15 protein-coding genes and 3 pseudogenes are annotated in these 17,420 nt (G+C 44.6%); 14 read left to right on the top strand and 4 right to left on the bottom strand.

All coding sequences use genetic code 11. The annotated features are described in order from the left end of the window. Positions 1 to 35: 35 nt before the first annotated feature. Entirely contained in the window at positions 36 to 920 is an 885-nt protein-coding gene (locus AB4274_RS17660) for a LysR family transcriptional regulator (protein ID WP_017068270.1), read from the top strand. A gap of 307 nt (positions 921 to 1,227) precedes the next feature. Beyond that, positions 1,228 to 1,449, top strand: a complete 222-nt coding sequence (locus AB4274_RS17655) for a hypothetical protein (RefSeq protein WP_017059142.1) — start codon at positions 1,228 to 1,230, stop codon at positions 1,447 to 1,449. 128 nt (positions 1,450 to 1,577) lie between these two features. Here the strand turns inward: AB4274_RS17655 and AB4274_RS17650 are convergent, their stop codons facing one another. Beyond that, positions 1,578 to 2,099, bottom strand: coding sequence for a DUF2058 domain-containing protein (locus tag AB4274_RS17650; RefSeq protein ID WP_372089874.1), 522 nt, complete (start codon positions 2,097 to 2,099; stop codon positions 1,578 to 1,580). Between the two features lie 415 nt (positions 2,100 to 2,514). On the opposite strand from AB4274_RS17650, the gene AB4274_RS17645 reads away from it, so the two are divergent. Both AB4274_RS17645 and AB4274_RS17640 read left to right on the top strand, forming a co-directional pair. Continuing rightward, on the top strand, positions 2,515 to 3,849 hold the full coding sequence (locus AB4274_RS17645; RefSeq protein ID WP_372112764.1) for a sphingomyelin phosphodiesterase: 1,335 nt from the start codon (positions 2,515 to 2,517) through the stop codon (positions 3,847 to 3,849). 39 nt (positions 3,850 to 3,888) lie between these two features. Further along, positions 3,889 to 4,839: pseudogene (locus AB4274_RS17640) on the top strand (chromosome partitioning protein ParA). A 4-nt stretch (positions 4,840 to 4,843) separates the two neighbouring features. Here AB4274_RS17640 and AB4274_RS17635 read toward each other — a convergent pair. Further along, positions 4,844 to 5,878, bottom strand: coding sequence for an AraC family transcriptional regulator (locus AB4274_RS17635; protein ID WP_102447982.1), 1,035 nt, complete (start codon positions 5,876 to 5,878; stop codon positions 4,844 to 4,846). Positions 5,879 to 6,047: 169 nt separating this feature from the next. On the opposite strand from AB4274_RS17635, the gene AB4274_RS17630 reads away from it, so the two are divergent. The 7 genes from AB4274_RS17630 (at position 6,048) to purT (ending at position 13,222) form a co-directional block, all read left to right on the top strand. After that, positions 6,048 to 7,061, top strand: coding sequence for a DUF2804 domain-containing protein (locus tag AB4274_RS17630; RefSeq protein ID WP_372112762.1), 1,014 nt, complete (start codon positions 6,048 to 6,050; stop codon positions 7,059 to 7,061). An 87-nt stretch (positions 7,062 to 7,148) separates the two neighbouring features. Then, the gene (locus tag AB4274_RS17625) at positions 7,149 to 7,997 is read left to right on the top strand and encodes a sterol desaturase family protein (RefSeq protein ID WP_136974856.1); all 849 of its coding nucleotides are present in this window, start codon (positions 7,149 to 7,151) and stop codon (positions 7,995 to 7,997) included. 206 nt (positions 7,998 to 8,203) lie between these two features. After that, on the top strand, positions 8,204 to 9,628 hold the full coding sequence (sbcB, locus tag AB4274_RS17620; RefSeq protein ID WP_017070926.1) for an exodeoxyribonuclease I: 1,425 nt from the start codon (positions 8,204 to 8,206) through the stop codon (positions 9,626 to 9,628). A 25-nt stretch (positions 9,629 to 9,653) separates the two neighbouring features. Further along, positions 9,654 to 10,025: a CidA/LrgA family protein gene (locus AB4274_RS17615; RefSeq protein WP_004734867.1), complete on the top strand. Its 372-nt coding sequence runs from the start codon at positions 9,654 to 9,656 to the stop codon at positions 10,023 to 10,025. 2 nt (positions 10,026 to 10,027) lie between these two features. Continuing rightward, a complete protein-coding gene (locus AB4274_RS17610; RefSeq protein ID WP_017059134.1) occupies positions 10,028 to 10,705 on the top strand; it encodes an LrgB family protein in 678 nt (225 codons plus the stop codon). A gap of 286 nt (positions 10,706 to 10,991) precedes the next feature. Further along, entirely contained in the window at positions 10,992 to 11,879 is an 888-nt protein-coding gene (cdd, locus tag AB4274_RS17605; RefSeq protein WP_372112760.1) for a cytidine deaminase, read from the top strand. Positions 11,880 to 12,046: 167 nt separating this feature from the next. Beyond that, positions 12,047 to 13,222, top strand: a complete 1,176-nt coding sequence (gene purT / locus AB4274_RS17600; RefSeq protein ID WP_372112758.1) for a formate-dependent phosphoribosylglycinamide formyltransferase — start codon at positions 12,047 to 12,049, stop codon at positions 13,220 to 13,222. Positions 13,223 to 13,335: 113 nt separating this feature from the next. Here the strand turns inward: purT and AB4274_RS17595 are convergent, their stop codons facing one another. Beyond that, positions 13,336 to 13,989, bottom strand: a complete 654-nt coding sequence (locus tag AB4274_RS17595) for a thiopurine S-methyltransferase (protein WP_017065505.1) — start codon at positions 13,987 to 13,989, stop codon at positions 13,336 to 13,338. A 324-nt stretch (positions 13,990 to 14,313) separates the two neighbouring features. Here AB4274_RS17595 and AB4274_RS17590 point away from each other — a divergent pair, with 324 nt between their 5' ends. Further along, a complete protein-coding gene (locus AB4274_RS17590; RefSeq protein ID WP_102320071.1) occupies positions 14,314 to 15,090 on the top strand; it encodes a RelA/SpoT domain-containing protein in 777 nt (258 codons plus the stop codon). A 193-nt stretch (positions 15,091 to 15,283) separates the two neighbouring features. Next, positions 15,284 to 16,278, top strand: a pseudogene (locus AB4274_RS17585) (ABC transporter substrate-binding protein). A gap of 172 nt (positions 16,279 to 16,450) precedes the next feature. Here AB4274_RS17585 and ihfA read toward each other — a convergent pair. Further along, positions 16,451 to 16,747 (bottom strand): integration host factor subunit alpha, encoded by a 297-nt coding sequence (gene ihfA / locus AB4274_RS17580; RefSeq protein ID WP_004734853.1) that lies wholly within the window; start codon positions 16,745 to 16,747, stop codon positions 16,451 to 16,453. 449 nt (positions 16,748 to 17,196) lie between these two features. On the opposite strand from ihfA, the pseudogene AB4274_RS17575 reads away from it, so the two are divergent. Further along, positions 17,197 to 17,334 (top strand): annotated as a pseudogene (locus AB4274_RS17575) (GTP-binding protein); the annotation flags it as partial. Positions 17,335 to 17,420 lie beyond the last annotated feature (86 nt).

Raw genomic sequence — 17,420 nt, 5'->3', positions numbered from 1 at the left:
GATATGACGAACAATAGATTGGTAGGAACGCGCGAATGAACGAACACAAAAGAATAGAACGACTGATCCTGTTTGTAGAACTTGCTCAGCAACTCAACTTTACCAAGGCAGCCGAAAAGCTCGGTATCTCTAAGAGCTACCTTTCTGAACAGATCAAACGTTTAGAGAACGATTTACAGTGCCCGCTTTTGGTCAGAACCACGCGCAGTGTTCGTTTAACCCAAGAAGGCGAACGCGCGTTACAACAAGGCTTAACGATTCGCTCGCAAGTCTTACAGCTTGAACGCAGTGTTTCTGAGCAACACGACATCGTCAAAGGCCTATTACGCCTCACTGCGCCAAAGATGTTTACTGAGGTATATCTATTCGATATCTGCCAACAGTTTAGGCAGCAATACCCTGAGATTCGTTTCGAGATAAACAGTAGCTACACCAACTTTAATCTCAATCAAGATGATATCGATATCGCGTTTCGTGCCACCAATACGCCACCTGACAACATGGTGGCGAAACACTTGATTAGCTATCAACATGATTTAGTCGCGACTCCCGGTTATCTTAACCAATTTGGTCGCCCTACCAATGTGAGTGACTTAAGTGATCATCAATGCTTAGCAACTCTGCACCAAACCGAGTGGCCTTTAAAATCGGTAAATATTGATGTGTCCGGCTGGCTTTCAAGTAATGACAACCACCTGCTTAAGCAACAAGCTATGGCAGGCAGTGGCATCATCCGTATTGCAAGTTACTACGTTGCGAAAGAGGTCGAACTGGGAGAATTAGAGCGAGTGCTGCCTGATGAATGTCTGCAACAAGGCAACAGTATTTATCTGTTCTATCCGCAAGTTATTTATCCGGCAAAGAAACACCAAGTGTTCGTTAAATTTGTTCAGCATTACTTTGAAAGCTTAAGTCGATAAAATGATGCACAGCTCACTAGGGCTTGTTGGTTTCATCTGGCCAACATATTCGTCGTAGCGAGCTCTACTTCAACCTCTTCGGCTGAATGTGATACCAGTGAAAGTCGACTATATGGCCGATCTACTTTCAAGCCTACTCGTCCTAGTTCTTTTATTTTTTCTTGCTCTTACATTTACATTAATACCTAAACATTCACTCTACGAATCGTTTTTCATTGACTTAAAAATGAAATCATAACGACACACTAATTTGCGTAACTTAGGGTGCAAATAGGCAATCAGATTACAGTGCCTATCAGGAGGATGTATGAAACCAAATCGATCTACGGTACTCACTGGACATGTAAAACACTGCCCATGCTGCTCTACCGAACTGGTCATCAAAGACCACATTCACGTTTGCCCGCGCAATGAAATTGGCGACTGTTACTTCGATGGCTATGACCAACACGAACAGCGCGCTAATACCGATTTTATCGATCATGCAAGTGCCAATGATAGCCTTGTTTACGGCATGTCAGAACACTAAGCTTTATTCAAGATTTGTTGAAGTCATTTCGCGCCAAAAAAAATGCAGCGCCAATCGAGTGATTGTTCGCTGCATTCTTAGATCCTGTAAACTTAGCTAACCATTAAAATGGAGCTAGGTAAAACGGATTACCACATTAGATCATCTGGGATCACGAAGTCTTTGTACGGGTCATCTTCGTCTACTTCGTCTGTGCTACCTGCCTGCGTCTCAACGATAGATTCTTCGTCGCGCATAGCAATCTTGTTCGCTACTGCTGTTGGAATAACAACATAGCTCTCGCCTTGACGAGCAATACTTAGAATGCCTTTACTTAGTTGCTTTTGAGTCAGCTCTTCTACGTAAAGATATTTAACTAGCGTACCGTCGGTGAAGTTGTATTTGATCTCACCGTTCTTCTGTTCGATCTTGTTCATCTCAATCAGTTGCTTCACTTGAGCTTTAATTTCTTTGCTCAACTGTTGTTCTTTCAACTGTTGGTTTAGCTCTTTGTCTTTCGCTTGCTGCGCCAGTTTAGTTTCTTCAGCTGCCGCTTTTGCTTCACGAGACTGAACGCGAGACTTTTTAGAGCCTTTCTTCGCCTTCTTTAATTTTTTCTCATTTACCAAGCCAGCTTTAAGCATCTGCTCTTGGAGTGTTAACTTTGCCATGACTTTCCCAGTTCAGGATTAAAAACGGCACTATCATACCTGTTTTTGAGGTTTCTGTTTACTGAACAAGAGTAAATTACAGAACAATCGCAAAATTTATGCTGATAGCTCTAAGCTGTGTCCATATTCCCTTCTTGTTGCTCACAACCTCCACTTTACCGCGACACACAGTTTTCACTTAAGCACGCCAATATTGGCTGTTCCACCGACTCGAAAGCATTAACTGACCCTATTATTCGCGCGCGTACCACTTATCATTCCGATAAGACAATATGTTAATTTTCAATGGTTAATCAATTTTATAAAACCTTGGCATATATCTCATATTTGAATAAATGCCATAGAGTTATAACTCCAATGTCATAACTCTTGACTACGTTATTCTAGACATCAATCAATAAGGATAACGTAAACGATGAAAACTCAATGGACTTGGTTAGCTGCACTTGTGGCATCCACATCAATCGCTTCGACCTCTGCGATCGCAGACACCGACGTGTATCTCACCAATAACACCAATCAAGTGATGACCATTCAAGCCAACCACACTGGTACCGACCTGCTTCAACTCGGTGATGAGTGGCAACAGCATGTTGAACAGATTGGTCCTTGGGAGACGAAGAAGCTGATAAGTTTCAACCGCTGGACTGGTGTGAAATCTGGGAAGACCTATGAGTTTGACACTGTGGTATCAAACGCTGTGGGCGAAAGTGTCACGCTCAACCAAACCATGAAGGGACATTGGTATAACTCGACACTGCAACATGGTTTGAGTGCTGCAGACGTCAACCTAACATTGCATGACGATCGTAATATTCATCGCAGCACAACCGATGCGTTCGGGGTCAATGCAGAGCTAGCACTTAAAGCCGATTCTACGGCGCGCTACGATGATATTTATTACACCATCACCCCGCCCAAAGTGGATGAGCAGCCAGAGCCGGATGCCAATACACTGAAAGTCATGACTTACAACATCTGGGCGCTGCCTGCCATCGCTTCACATATTGGTGACCGCTATGACCTGCTCCCTCAATACGTAAAGGGCTACGACGTGCTGGCGCTTCAAGAGGTGTTTGCCAACGGACGAGATAAGTTCCTACGTGAGCTTGCAAAAGAGTATCCTTATCAAACTAAAATGCTCGATAAAGATGGGATTAACATCTATGACGGCGGCGTGATCATTGTCAGCCGCTACCCTATTGTCAACGAAGCGCAATACGTGTTCCCTGATTGTACAGGCACAGATTGTTTCGCTGATAAGGGCGTGAATTATGCCGAGGTTATCAAGAATGGTCAGGCTTACCATGTTTTCGGCACCCACACGGCATCATTCGATACCGATACCGCTCGTGACTACCGACAGCGCCAATTTAAACAGATGCGTCAGCTTGCTCAATCACTGGAAATACCAACTTCAGAGACGGTTATTTATAGCGGTGACTTCAACGTGAACAAGCTGAAGTTCCCAGGCGACTACCAACAAATGTTCGCTAACCTGCAAGCCGCTGAGCCGGAGTATTCAGGTTATACTGCTTCCACCTTTGATCCTCGTATCAACAACTTTGCAGGCGAACCTATGTCTGGCGGGGAAAACGTCGAATACTTGGATTACGTAGTGGTGAGTTCGGAGTACGCACAAAAAACTCACAACAATAACCGCGTTGATGTTCCTCGTTCAACAAGCAGTGAGTTATGGAAGCACTACAACCTTTCAGACCACTTCCCTGTTAGCGCCGTGATCAAGTAGCGCGGTGAACCAATAATGCATCGAGTTATATTAATCCTAATGCTCGTCGCGGTGACGAGCATTGTTGGCTACTCATGGTCATCAAAATCAATTGAAACACCGCTATCTTCTGCTCAACACACAGAAGCTAAGCCGCGTGTTTCTACGACAACTGATGACGATAATTTCACACCAACTGCAACCACCAGTTCGGGAAATTCAGCATCGCAGAGCAATCAAGCCCAAGCTGGAGCACTGGACGGTAAAATTCTTGCTGAAAACTTGAGTGAATTCGAAGGTAAGGCTTTATTCGATGAACTCGATGGGTTCTGGAAGCTTTGTCAACAACGCGATGACTGCGCAGAGCAACTCGCATGATTGAAATCAGAATTGCCGAGCATATGGTTTGAGTTACTGAGCGACTATCCGCAGTTATCAGTCGACTGGCAATTAGCCCAAAGTACCATCCCACTTGAATCCATAGAGACTCTTGAAGATCGTGTTGCCTTATTCAAGCAGTCTGCACAGCAAATATGGGGCGAGTTGGCCCACCAGCTATTCGCAGACCAGTTTGCGCATCTAGATTTTACGCTCGACGCAAACACCCTTAAAGAAAACGAAGCGAGCCAGTTTTTGGCCTACTATCAAGATTTGCTTAGTGAATGGCAAAACAATACGGACACGTTAAACGCCGAAACACAGCTTCAAAAATATGAATTGGCAGTCTCTTTGATACCCAGCAGCTATAGCCCTGCTGAGATAGTATCAGTCAAAGCCGACCTTCAAGATGCCTACTTAGATGAAGCGAAGGCTAGCAACATTGCCGCGCGAGAACAGCAAGTCGCACAACAGCAACAAACCGTGATGAGTTATCACGAGCAACTGGATCAGCTCAAAGCGACCTTAGACTCTCAGCGAAGCTCGAGTTATGCCACTTGGACTCAACACGATTGGGACAGTTACTATCAACAGCAAGTCACCGATTTCAGAGAACAGTTTTTTAGCAAGTAACGCTTTAACTTAAACCGTCACGAAACTGCGCGGGCGTTTTATTGAGCCAACCTTTAAACGCCCTTCTGAAATTTGCAGGGTCGCTATAACCGAGCCTTTCACCGATATCATCGATACTCATGGTTGTGCCGAGTAACAGCTCTTTGGCCAGTTCCACTCGAACTTCGGTAAGCAATATTTGATAACTGGAATCATGGGTCACTAGCTCTCGCCTGAGTGTACGAGAGCTACAACCAAACTCATCCGTGAGTTGTTCAATATTCGGGAAACTGCCTGCGGTTTGATAAAAGATCGTTTTGATTTGGTTAGTCAGCAGATGCTCAGAGTCCAGCGTTTCCACTATCGACTGGCAAGACGCAAGATAGCGCTTCAGTGTCGCGGCATCATGAGTCAATAAGGTTTGTGATAAAACCGAGGCATCAAAACGCAGTTCACAATGGCTTTGCTCAAAAATCACCGGGCACTGGAAACTGTCGTCATAGAGCTTGGCGTAGTTAGGGCGAGCATAAGGCAAAGCCAAAGTGTGAATATCCAATTCATGACCAGTGAGTTCTTTGAACAAAGAGACGATGGAACTCAAGAAATACTCACTGCAGAAAGGTAGGAGATCGCCCACTTCCAAGGTGTTCTCAATCTGAATCACTGCTTGCTCGGAATCTAGAAACAATTTAACCGAGAAAATAGGACCGTTCAGGCGCAGATATTTGAAGCCCGACTTGATGGCCTCCCTGACATTTTGACTGGTTGATAGCGCATAACCCAACACACCAAAATGGCTCAAGCTAGCGTGTTCTCCCAACCAAAGCCCCAAGCCATCGTGAGGAAAGCTCTGATTCGCCGCGCTAAATAACGCAAGCTTGTCAGCGTAAGTCAGCTTTCCATTCGAGTCTCGCCAATCCATATTCGGCAAACCCACATCATTGAGTAGCCTTTCAATATCGATACCTCGTTGCTCTAACGTATTCAACAGCAGCGCGATATCTAATGTCCCCAACTGATGCCGATGTCCGGTTGGCTTATACTCCGCGATAATCTCCAATAGTCTCTCCTTATATCGAGCCCATTCACATCAACATGACTACTCAGCTTCAACAACACTACTGACAAAATCGTGATTGGCAACGCGCTCTTGTCCGAATATGACCTCCCAATTCTACGCTACTCATCGCACAATGGCTTTAGTTGTTAAATTAATGTGAACTATCGCAATGATAAAAACGAATCCTGCTCCACACAGTTTGATTGATTCTAATGGTCAGCCGATCATTGGGCATTTCGATGGCATCCTTAAACACCTGAACATCGAGAACTTTGACTACCGAAACTCGATGGATTCAAAAGCAAACCTTTGGCAGAAGCACTTCCACTACAAGCAATTTCAATTTGTCAGCATCGTCACCGACACACACATTATCGGCGTCGCTATCGCGGATATTCGCTACTTAGGCTCGGCATTTTGTTATCTGTACGACATAGAAAACAACCATCTGCAAGAGTCATCTTGGTTGAGGCCATTAGGGTTTGATAAGCATGTAACGCCTTCACCATTTGAAGGAAAGACAAGCATTGCAGATCAAAGCATTGCTTTCTATATCGAGGGCGGACAATGGCGAGTTCGCTTGAATACGAAATTCATCAAGGCCAATATTTCTTTAGAGCCTGAAACCGACAGCTTGCCCATGGCGATGTGCAGCCCAACGGGTTATTCAGGTTGGACTTACACCCAAAAGCACAATGCTTTGCGCATCAGCGGTGAAATCCAAATCAAGGGAGAATCACTCGTTCTCGAACAAGCTCGTGCCGGTTATGACTTTTCAGCGGGTTACATGAGACGTGAAACCAGTTGGCACTGGGCAAGCATCAACACGCAATCCAATGGGACAGATATTGGCTTGAACCTCGCAGCAGGCGTCAATGAAACCGGAGGCTGCGAGAACGTTTTATGGATCAATGGAACTCGGCACTTACTTAACCCGGTACAGTTTGCGTTTAGTCGCCAAGACACCAATTTACCTTGGCAGATAACATCACAAGATGGACGTATAAACCTGACCTTTACGCCCTTAAATAATCGCAGCGAAAAGCTCAATTTATGGCTGTTAAAAAGTAACTTTCGTCAGTTCATTGGTCACTTTTCTGGCTCGATTGAAGACAACAATGGAGTGACACATCAACTCGATGGTGTTCTTGGCCTAACAGAAGATCACTTTGCTCGCTGGTAGCGAAATTTTGCTAACTGAATTTCAGGCGAGCAAGTCTAAGTAAACTTGATACTAAGAACGCGTATGGCGTCTCAACAAGGATAAAACATGAATATCGACGCATTAATCAATTACCCAGAATGGCTACTGCTGGTATTAGCGCCCTTGTTCGTGGTGTGCATGTTGGCTGAGTATTTTATCGGTCAGAAGCAAGGTCGACTGCCTGATAACTCCAGCTATAAGCTTTCAGAAGTGATGTGTAATTTCACGCTGGCGGGAATGCATCAACTCTCCGATTTGCTCACCGGGTTATTGGTCGTGCAGCTGTATCTCTGGATGTTTGGTTGGCGCTTAATGGACATTGAAATGGGCGTGCTGAGTTTTGTTGTATTGATGGTGTTGCAAGACTTTTACTATTACTGGTTCCACAGAGCAAGCCATCGTGTTCGCTGGATGTGGGCAGCACACGTGGCACACCACAGTTCAGAAAGCATGAACTTCAGTACGGCTTTCCGTCAAAGCTTAATGTATCCACTTGCTGGGATGTGGCTTTTCTGGATACCGTTGGTCATCATAGGTTTTGCCCCTAAGTGGGTCATCTTTGTGGTGCTTCTCAATCTAGGTTTGCAGTTCTTCGTCCATACACAATGGATACGAAGCTTGGGGCCACTTGAATACATCTTTAATACCCCTTCTCATCATCGAGTACATCACGGCAAAAACCCGCAATACATTGATAAGAACTACGCCGGCGTTCTTATTATCTGGGATAAGTTATTTGGTACATTCGAACCTGAAGTTGAAACTGTACGTTATGGCGTCACCAAACCCGTGAACAGTTTTAATCCGATAGTGGTCACCTTTCAAGAATGGAAGGCCATATTCAAAGATTTGAAGAACCGAGAGTTAACCATGAAGCAGAAAGTCCAGTTGATACTCTCGCCTCCATCGGATTAAACGGACGATAGACAGATTGTATTAACTAAGAAACCGCCTCAATTGGTTTCAAAACCTTCCCCACTGACTCGATTGAATAGTAAAGCACCGTTTTCCGGCAATTTATTTGTGATCTGGGTTGCACGCGTACCGCATACTATCAGATACTGAACAAAACTAACCTTCAGCCACAGTAAACGTTCCGCGCTTGCTGTTCAGGAAATTCAATGAGTTCAGATAATCAGCCAACCTACTTCTTTTTCGATTACGAAACATGGGGCGTTAGCCCAGCAAAAGACCGTCCGAGTCAGTTTGCGGGTGTTCGTACCGACCAAGATTTCAATGTTATTGGAGAGCCTCTGGTTATCTATTGCCAACCTCCCGCTGATTACCTCCCTGCGCCTGAAGCTGCACTGATCACCCGTATCACACCACAAAAAGCGGCTTCACAAGGTCTTCCTGAACCAGAGTTTATCGCTAAGATCCATGCTGAGTTAGCCAAACCAAACACCACAAGCCTTGGCTACAACAGTATTCGATTCGATGACGAGGTAACGCGTTACACCTGCTACCGAAACTTCATCGACCCATATGCGTGGAGCTGGCAGAACGGCAACTCGCGTTGGGATTTATTAGATGTAATGCGCGCTGTTCACGCACTGCGCCCTGAAGGCATTGTTTGGCCAGAGAACGAAGAAGGTTATCCAAGCTTCAAACTGGAACACCTATCTGTGGCAAACGGCATTGAACATGAGAACGCGCACGATGCCATGGCCGATGTTATTGCGACCATCGAGTTAGCGAAGAAGCTGAAAGCTGCGCAACCTAAGATGTTCGATTACCTTTACAACATGCGTCATAAGCGTAAGCTGAATGATCTGGTTGATATCGTAAACATGACACCATTAATGCACGTTTCAGGCATGTTTGGCCGTGACTGCAACTACACCAGCTGGATTGTGCCTATGGCTTGGCACCCAACCAATCAAAATGCGGTTATCGTGGTTGATTTAGCCAAAGATCCAAGCCCACTGTTAGAACTGGACGCTGATGAACTCAGAGAAAGGCTCTATACCAAACGCAGTGAACTGGGTGAAGACGAACTACCCGTACCCATCAAATTGGTTCAGCTAAACAAGTGCCCTATTCTTGCTCCAGCCAAAACGCTAACGGCTGAAAATGCTGAAACCATCGGTATCGATCGCCAACAATGCCTGAAAAACTTGGCACTGCTGCGCGAACACCCAGAGATCCGCGAAAAACTGATCGGCCTGTATTCACAAGAGCGCGAGTACGAAAAGAGTGATGATGTTGATACACACCTTTACGACGGTTTCTTTTCACCTGCTGATAAAACAGCGATGAACATCATTCGCGAAACTGACCCGAACAACTTGGCGGCTTTGGATATCACCTTCAGTGACGAACGAATTAAACCGTTACTGTTCCGTTACCGTGCGCGTAACTTCCCATGGACGCTCGACGAAGCTGAGCAATTGAAATGGGCGAACCATTGTCGTGAGTTTTATGAGTGCCGTTTAGAAGAGTACATGCTCAACCTTGAAAACCTCGCGCACGAACATGAAAGCGACGAGAAGAAAATGGCTATCTTGAAGGCGGTTTATCAGTACGTAGAAAAGTTAGCTAGCTAATTCCATTATCAAGAGACGTAACACTTTGAAAGAAAGATTGATCCAACTGGTTTACTGCTTAATCTCCTTCACCTTAATCATAGGTGCACTTACAGCAGGTAACGCGTTACAGCACTTTTTGGATACCTCAATCCCTGGCAGTATTTTTGGCATGTTGATTCTGTTTGCCGCCATGGTGATTGGTATTGTTCCTTCGCACTGGGTACAACCCGGCGCAAGCTTGATTATCCGCCTAATGATCTTACTGTTTGTTCCGATCAGTGTTGGGTTGATGGATCACTTCGACATGCTCATCGCGAACGCATTGCCAATTATGGCGAGCGCCGTTGGTGGCACATTATTGGTGTTAGTATCCTTATCATGGTTCTTAGACCGCTTGCTTTCGAGAGGTAACTGATCATGTGGATTCTACTCACCATCGTGGTATTCCTATTTGCTCGCTGGGTAAGTCAAAAAGTAAACTCGCCGCTGTGTAACCCCCTGCTTATCAGCATTGGTATCATCATTCCGATTCTCACGTTCTTTAGAGTACCGTTTGAGACTTACTATGCTGACAACACTTGGATTACCTACATGCTGCAGCCTGCGGTTGTTGCACTTGCTTACCCACTTTATGAGCAGCTACCTCAAATCAGAGCCAACTGGCGCATCATTACCTTTGCGTGCACGCTAGGCAGTGTGATGTCGATGACAACAACGGCAGTGATCGCAGTAGCATTTAAAGCGGACTTAACTTTGATTGCGAGCTTGTTAGGCAAATCAGTCACCACGCCAATTGCAATGGAAGTATCGAGCCATTTAGGTGGTGAAGCAGCGATTGCGGCAATACTGGTATTGATTGTGGGTCTATTTGGGGCAATTTTTGCTTACCCAATCTACAACCTCATTGGTATTAAGAGCCCGATCGCCCGTGGTTTAACCATGGGTACCGTGTCTCACGCTTTAGGCACCGCGACTTGTGCGGAAAAGAATCAGGAAGATGCAGCATTCAGTTCTTTGGCTCTTGTGCTTTGTGGCGTCATTACCTCAATCATCGCACCGAGTATATTTTCGCTCGTGGTTTGGTTCTACTCTTAACCTAAACGATCACTACGCGATTCAGCCCAACCAGAATGCTGTTTATTACAGTGTCTGTTTGGGCTTTTTATTCGCATTTATTTAGCAATAGCAGTCAAGTCACGGTCTTTTACGAGCAATAAGTGCGATATCAGCTGTATAAATGGCTCTTGTAATCGATTTCAAGTGTGACCTCACTCTAATTATGCAAACCAATGTAACAACAACAACTCAATAGCGATCTTTATCACAGAAAATTCCTGAGCAATGCATAAACTTAAAGCCTAAGGTCAATTAAGGATTCAACATGAACAGTCGTATTACCCTGGCGCTGGAAAGTGCTCCATCATCAATGAAAGCGCTTTTGAGTGACATCGTATTAGCAGACAACTTTGACGCGACATTGTCTCCAGAACAATTTGCTAGCCTACTGCAAGCAAGTGGTCTAGCGGATGACGAGCTACGTATTGCGCTACTTCCTTTTGCCGCAGCGTATTCTTACGCTCCGTTATCTGACTTTTATGTTGGTGCAATCGTGCGTGGTTTGTCTGGTACTCTGTATTTTGGTGCAAACCTTGAAATCGCTGGTGCTCAACTTGGTCAAACCGTTCACGCTGAGCAATCTGCAATCAGCCACGCTTGGATGAAAGGCGAACTAGGTATCTCAGATATCACGATCAACTTCAGTCCTTGTGGTCACTGTCGTCAATTCATGAACGAACTGACAACAGCAAAAGAACTTAAAGTTCAGCTTCCACAGCGTGATGAAATGTCTCTGCAGGAGTACCTGCCAGACTCGTTCGGCCCTGCAGACTTAGGTGTAACAACTGGCCTAATGACTAAGCTTGATCATAAATACACGACCGAAGAAACAACGCCTATTGTTGTAGAAGCGCTAGCAGCACTAAACCGCAGCCATGCTCCTTACACCAAAAACCTAAGTGGTGTTTCACTACAACTGACGTCGGGTGAGGTTTTCACCGGTGCTTACGCTGAAAATGCAGCGTTCAACCCGAGCCTACCACCTCTGCAAGTCGCGTTAATTCAACTTAAACTGGCTGGCTTCGATTTCGAACAAATTGAAAGTGCTGCTTTGGTTGAAATCGCAGAAGGTAGCATCAGTCACCTAGCGGATACGCAATCTACATTAGAAGCGATTAATCCCGACATTCCAGTGACTTACTTAGCAATCTAAGTACATCTGATTAACAAAAATTTAAATAAGCAGCCCTATTTAACAGGGCTGCTTTTTTTATGCCTGTAATTAAAGCAACAACTTGCGCAAACGTTTGCTTTTGTCATTGAAATAAGTATGATCACCCCGTTTTCAATCAATCGTTCAAAAGATCGGAAGGAATTTCTATGTTTGGTACTGCTACTCGTGAAAATGCTACTCGTGTACTTCTATTAGGTTCAGGTGAACTCGGCAAAGAAGTTGCTATCGAGTGCCAACGTTTAGGTTTGGAAGTTATTGCTTGTGACCGTTATGCAGACGCACCAGCGATGCAAGTTGCGCATCGTAGCCATGTATTAGACATGTTAGACGGCGATGCACTTCAAGCGATCATTGAACTAGAAAAGCCAGATTATGTGGTTCCTGAAATTGAAGCTATTGCCACCAGCAAGTTGGTAGAGCTAGAAGCGCAAGGCTTAAATGTCGTTCCAACTGCGAATGCGACCAAGCTAACGATGAACCGCGAAGGTATCCGTCGTCTAGCGGCAGAAGAACTCAAACTGAGCACTTCGCCTTACCGCTTTGCAGACACTTTTGAAGATTTCGCCGCTGCTGTTGAGTTCGTAGGTATGCCTTGCGTTGTTAAGCCGGTAATGAGTTCTTCAGGCAAAGGCCAAAGCGTTATCAAAACAGAAGAAGACATTCAGAAGTCTTGGGACTACGCACAAGAAGGTGGCCGTACTGGCGCGGGTCGTGTAATCGTTGAAGGCTTCATCGACTTTGATTACGAAATCACGCTTCTAACCGTTCGTGCTGTCGACGGTGTTCACTTCTGTGCACCTATCGGTCACCGTCAAGAAGACGGTGATTACCGTGAATCATGGCAGCCACAGGTCATGTCTGACAACGCACTTAAAGCGGCGCAATACACGGCAGAGCAAGTGGTTAACGCATTAGGCGGTCACGGAATCTTTGGTGTTGAACTGTTCGTTAAAGGCGACCACGTGATCTTCAATGAAGTCTCCCCTCGCCCACATGATACTGGCTTGGTTACTCTGATGTCTCAAGACTCATCGGAATTTGCACTACACGTACGCGCATTTACAGGTATGCCGATCAAATCCATCACGCAATACGGCCCTTGTGCATCAGCGGTTATCCTTGGTCAAGGCACATCAACGAATATCCGCTTTGAAGGCCTTGCAGAAGCGCTAGACGCACCACAAACGCAAGTTCGCTTGTTTGGTAAGCCTGATATCGATGGTCGCCGTCGTTTAGGTGTGGCGCTTACTCGTCGTAACAGCACAGAAACAGCGATTGAAGATGCCATTGAGAGCGCGTCAAAAGTAAAAGTGATTTACTAACCTGCTATTCAATTCTGAACAATCACGAGTTCAAATCTGAACCATAAAAAGACGGGCTATCGAGCCCGTCTTTTTGTTGGTGTTATCTGTTCGCTTAACTAAGCAGACTGAACTTAAGCGTCTGACTCAATCAAATACACTTCTTCACAGAAGCGAGACAAGCCTTTCTTAGCAATCTTCGGATGTTCATCGTTCGCTATATCTTGATTCAACAATGTAATTTTGTATCCTGCAAACAATTGAGCAATCTCTAACTTAGGTACGCTAAACGGAGGCCCCGCCATCTCGCTTTGATCATAATCCAGAGTCACCAGAAGGATCTTACCGCCCGGTTTCAGCAGTTGTTTTAAGCGCTCTACGTACTGCACTCGCATCTCTTCAGGCAATGCGACTAAAGACGCGCGATCATAAATGGTATCGACAGGTTGGATTGGCGCTGAAAAGTAATCGCCCGTGTAGATGTTCAGTTCATCGAATTGGTAGAGCTCGTGCTGACCGCTAATTTGAGTCACAGTCGGGGTATAAAGGTGCTCTGCAAAAAATGCGCGAACCGCAATCTGGCTTAACTCGACACCTTGAACATCTTCATGCTTTGAAGCTAGCCAAATCAGATCTTCACTTTTGCCACAAAGTGGAACAAACACACTCTTCTCGTAGCTAGGCTCAGTCTTTTCCCAAAATTTAATCAGAAGTGGGTTTACATCTTCGAGGTGGAAACCAATTTGGTTGGCTGCCCATTTATTGTGCCAAAATTCAGGATTATTCATCTTTCGTTCATGTTAAACAGTCATAATGCAAGGGTACAGTATAGAGAGGTAAGAGCAACCTTAGCTTGGTTTAAAGTACTAAATTGATTTCGATAAAATCAGAAACTGGCTAAGTTCAAAGTTCTGATAATTGCGGAACTAACGGTTGGGTTATTTGGCTATATCTTCACATTTTAAAGCAATATTAAACGTTAGAATTGGTTTCTGTCTTAGCTAGCCTCATTTAATATGTAGTGAAATTAGTTAAGCTGTTTTTACTCTTGTGCGTTACTGGTTAGCCCTTTTGACTACCCGTTTTTTGTAACCTTGTATTTTGGAGTTTGAATGAGTGTATTTCTCCGTACGGCGGCCCTAATGCTTTTGGTATTGAGCCGAGCGCCTGCATTCGCAGCAGCACCTGTTTCAACAAGTTCAACAGATCAAACGCGCACTCCTGCGCAAAACCAAGTATCTTCAAACGTATTCCGTCATAGTTTGAGCGGCCTTTACGGCATCAAAGCCTTCGACTCACGCCCGACTCAGCCTTACACCGACTTCGATATTTTGTACAGCAAAGCGCATCAAGGCCAAGCTGAACTAGAAACTATCTGTAAAAGTACTGCCCTACTCACCAATTCTGAAGCGCTATTTGCTGGCGTTAAATCTCAAGCTCGCGCAGAAGAAAAAATCGCCCTTGAGCTTGATGGTGATGTGACAAAAATTACCGACTTAGCCCGTGCAACTATCATCGCGAACGATGTAGAGAGCTTGGTTGAAGTTTACGAAGCGCTAAGCCGTGAAGCAGACGTTGTTAAGCTGAAAAATAAGTTTAAATCGCCGGCTGACTCTGGTTACCGTGACCTTAACTTGTTGGTTCGTTTGCCTAAAACCAACATCATTGCAGAGGTTCAACTTCACTTAAAAGCGATTGCTGACGTGAAAAGTGGTCCTGAGCACGAGCTGTACGAAATTATCCAAGGCATTGAGCGTCACGCAATTGCAGAACATCGCCCAATCAACGATATCGAAGCGGCACAAATTAATAGCCTACGACGCCAATCTTTAGAGCTTTACCAACAAGCATGGCAACCGTACATTACAACGCACATTAAAGCGGCTTGACACATAGATAGGCTATTCCAATAAACATCACAAGGGCTGCACTCGCAGCCCTTTTTAGTACTTGTTGAGTAGCCTCTCCACTTCCTATCCCAAATAATCAGATCGTTTAAATTTAGATCTCAGTCTCTTTTCTCCATCGAACATTTCTGTTTCTATAGCGAATAAGCTTCTGACAAGAAAAGGAATTACGTCAATGCAGAATAACAAATCCATGCTTTCCATCGCGCTACTTGCTGCGTTTTCTGTACACGCTAGTGCTGACGAATGCGGAAAGATCACCATTGCAGACATGAACTGGAACTCGGCGAGCCTATTGCTCATGTCGACCAATTCATTTTGAATAACGGCTACGGCTGTGAAGCGGACTTAATCCCCGGTGATAGCGTCCCTACGGGCACGTCAATGATTGAAAAAGGTCAACCTGATGTTGCGCCAGAGCTTTGGACTAATGGCATCAAAGAAGCGTTGGATAAGGGTGTTGCGGATAAGCGTCTACGTTACGCGGGCAAGTCTTTGGTCAACGGCGGGGAAGAAGGTTTCTGGGTACCAAACTACCTTGTTGAACAGTACCCAGAGCTTACAACCATTGAAGGTGTGATTAAAAACGCAAAGCTGTTTGAACACCCAGAAGATGATGAGAAGTTTGCGTTTTATAGCTGCCCTGCGGGTTGGACTTGTCAGATTACCTCCGGTCACCTATTCGATGCGCTTAAGTTAGAAGATCACAATTTTGAAATGGTTGATCCCGGCTCAGGCGCCGCTTTAGCAGGTACGATAGCGAAAGCTTACGAACGCAAAAAAGCATGGTTTGGATATTACTGGTCGCCTACGCCTGTGCTAGGTAAGTATGAAATGGTGAAGGTTGATTTCGGAAGTGGTACTGACATTGAGGAATTCCGTAACTGTACGACACAACCTGATTGTGAACCTCCTAAAGTGACCATGTATCCACCAGCACCGGTTCACACAATCACCACAGAAGCCTTTGCTAATAACGAACCTCTTGCCTACCAATACTTTGAAAAGCGTGGTTTTACCAATAAACAAATGAGTGAGTTGCTGGCCTGGATGGAAGACAACCAAGCCGACGCCGAAGAAGCCATGTATTACTTTCTAGAAAGCTCACCACAGGTATGGAAGCCTTGGGTGTCTGAAGACATCGCAAGTAAGGTTCAACAAGCCCTTTAGAGTGAAGATTCAAAGTCAGAGGCCTAGCCTCTGTTTTCGCATCTAAAGCAAGTTCTTACCGGACAGTAAATAGATGGAGTTTGAGAAAGGTTACTAAAAATTAAAGAAATGCGTTTAGCTTAAACTCTATGCAGATACAAAAAGACCACGCTAGGCGTGGTCTATTGCTTGGCTACTTCTCGATTTTAATATTTTCGACACGGGCCTTTAGTTTTTGTCCCGGTCTAAAAGTAACAACACGTCGAGCAGAAATTGGAATGTCTTCACCAGTTTTCGGGTTACGACCAGGTCGCTCGTTTTTCTCGCGAAGATCAAAATTACCAAAACCAGACAGTTTTACCTGTTCGCCATTTTCGAGCGCTTTACGAACTTCTTCGAAAAACACTTCCACCGTTTCCTTGGCATCCCGCTTGCTGTATCCGAGTGTCTCAAACAGGTTCTCAGCCAAATCGGCCTTCGTGAGTGCCATAAAACTTTCCTCAAAGCTATGTTAAACATTGCTACCATCGCCAGTAGCGCCAAAGCATTTACCCTATTCAATCAATGAGATAAGGTCATTTACAAGGAAAGTGTATGCCAAGCTTCTGATTTTCGCCAACTTTTTTATCTTAACTATTTAATTATTCTTTCAAATCAGAAAGATAACTCGCTTCAAATTTCACATATATAGCTAAAAACCATCTACTCAACAGTAGCGAAATGGAGTTATACCCCATACAAACAACCATTAATAGAATTTAAAACTTTAGCGAACTAAATAATAATTTTTGAGACTTTTCTCCGATACCCAATAAAATCAGCCACTTGATTTGATATGGGACTCAACAAAGGTTACTAAATAAGCGTTATTAAATATAAGATTTGTATCATTTCAGAATTTAATTCGAATTCACTTATAAAAGCCTATGTTCTTTTGAGGTTTTCGGTTACAACTTAACAGAGGATGGCTTGACGGAATCAGAACTCGATGAGTGTATCGAAATCAGAATAGAAATGATCGGTCTAGAAATAGAATATGATCTTGAGAGCCAGTTACTTGCGTGTATGGTTAGTTGATTGCTTAGTAAGTTGGTTATTTAAATAACTTCACTTCTTCGACATAGAATAAGACCTCACAAGTGCGAGGTCTTATTTGTCATTCA

The organism is Vibrio sp. 10N.261.55.A10 (genome assembly GCF_041470825.1).
GTDB classification, from domain to species: Bacteria; Pseudomonadota; Gammaproteobacteria; order Enterobacterales; family Vibrionaceae; genus Vibrio; species Vibrio crassostreae_C.
Note: the sequence above shows the minus strand (reverse complement) of the source record. Positions and strands in the feature narration are given on the sequence as shown.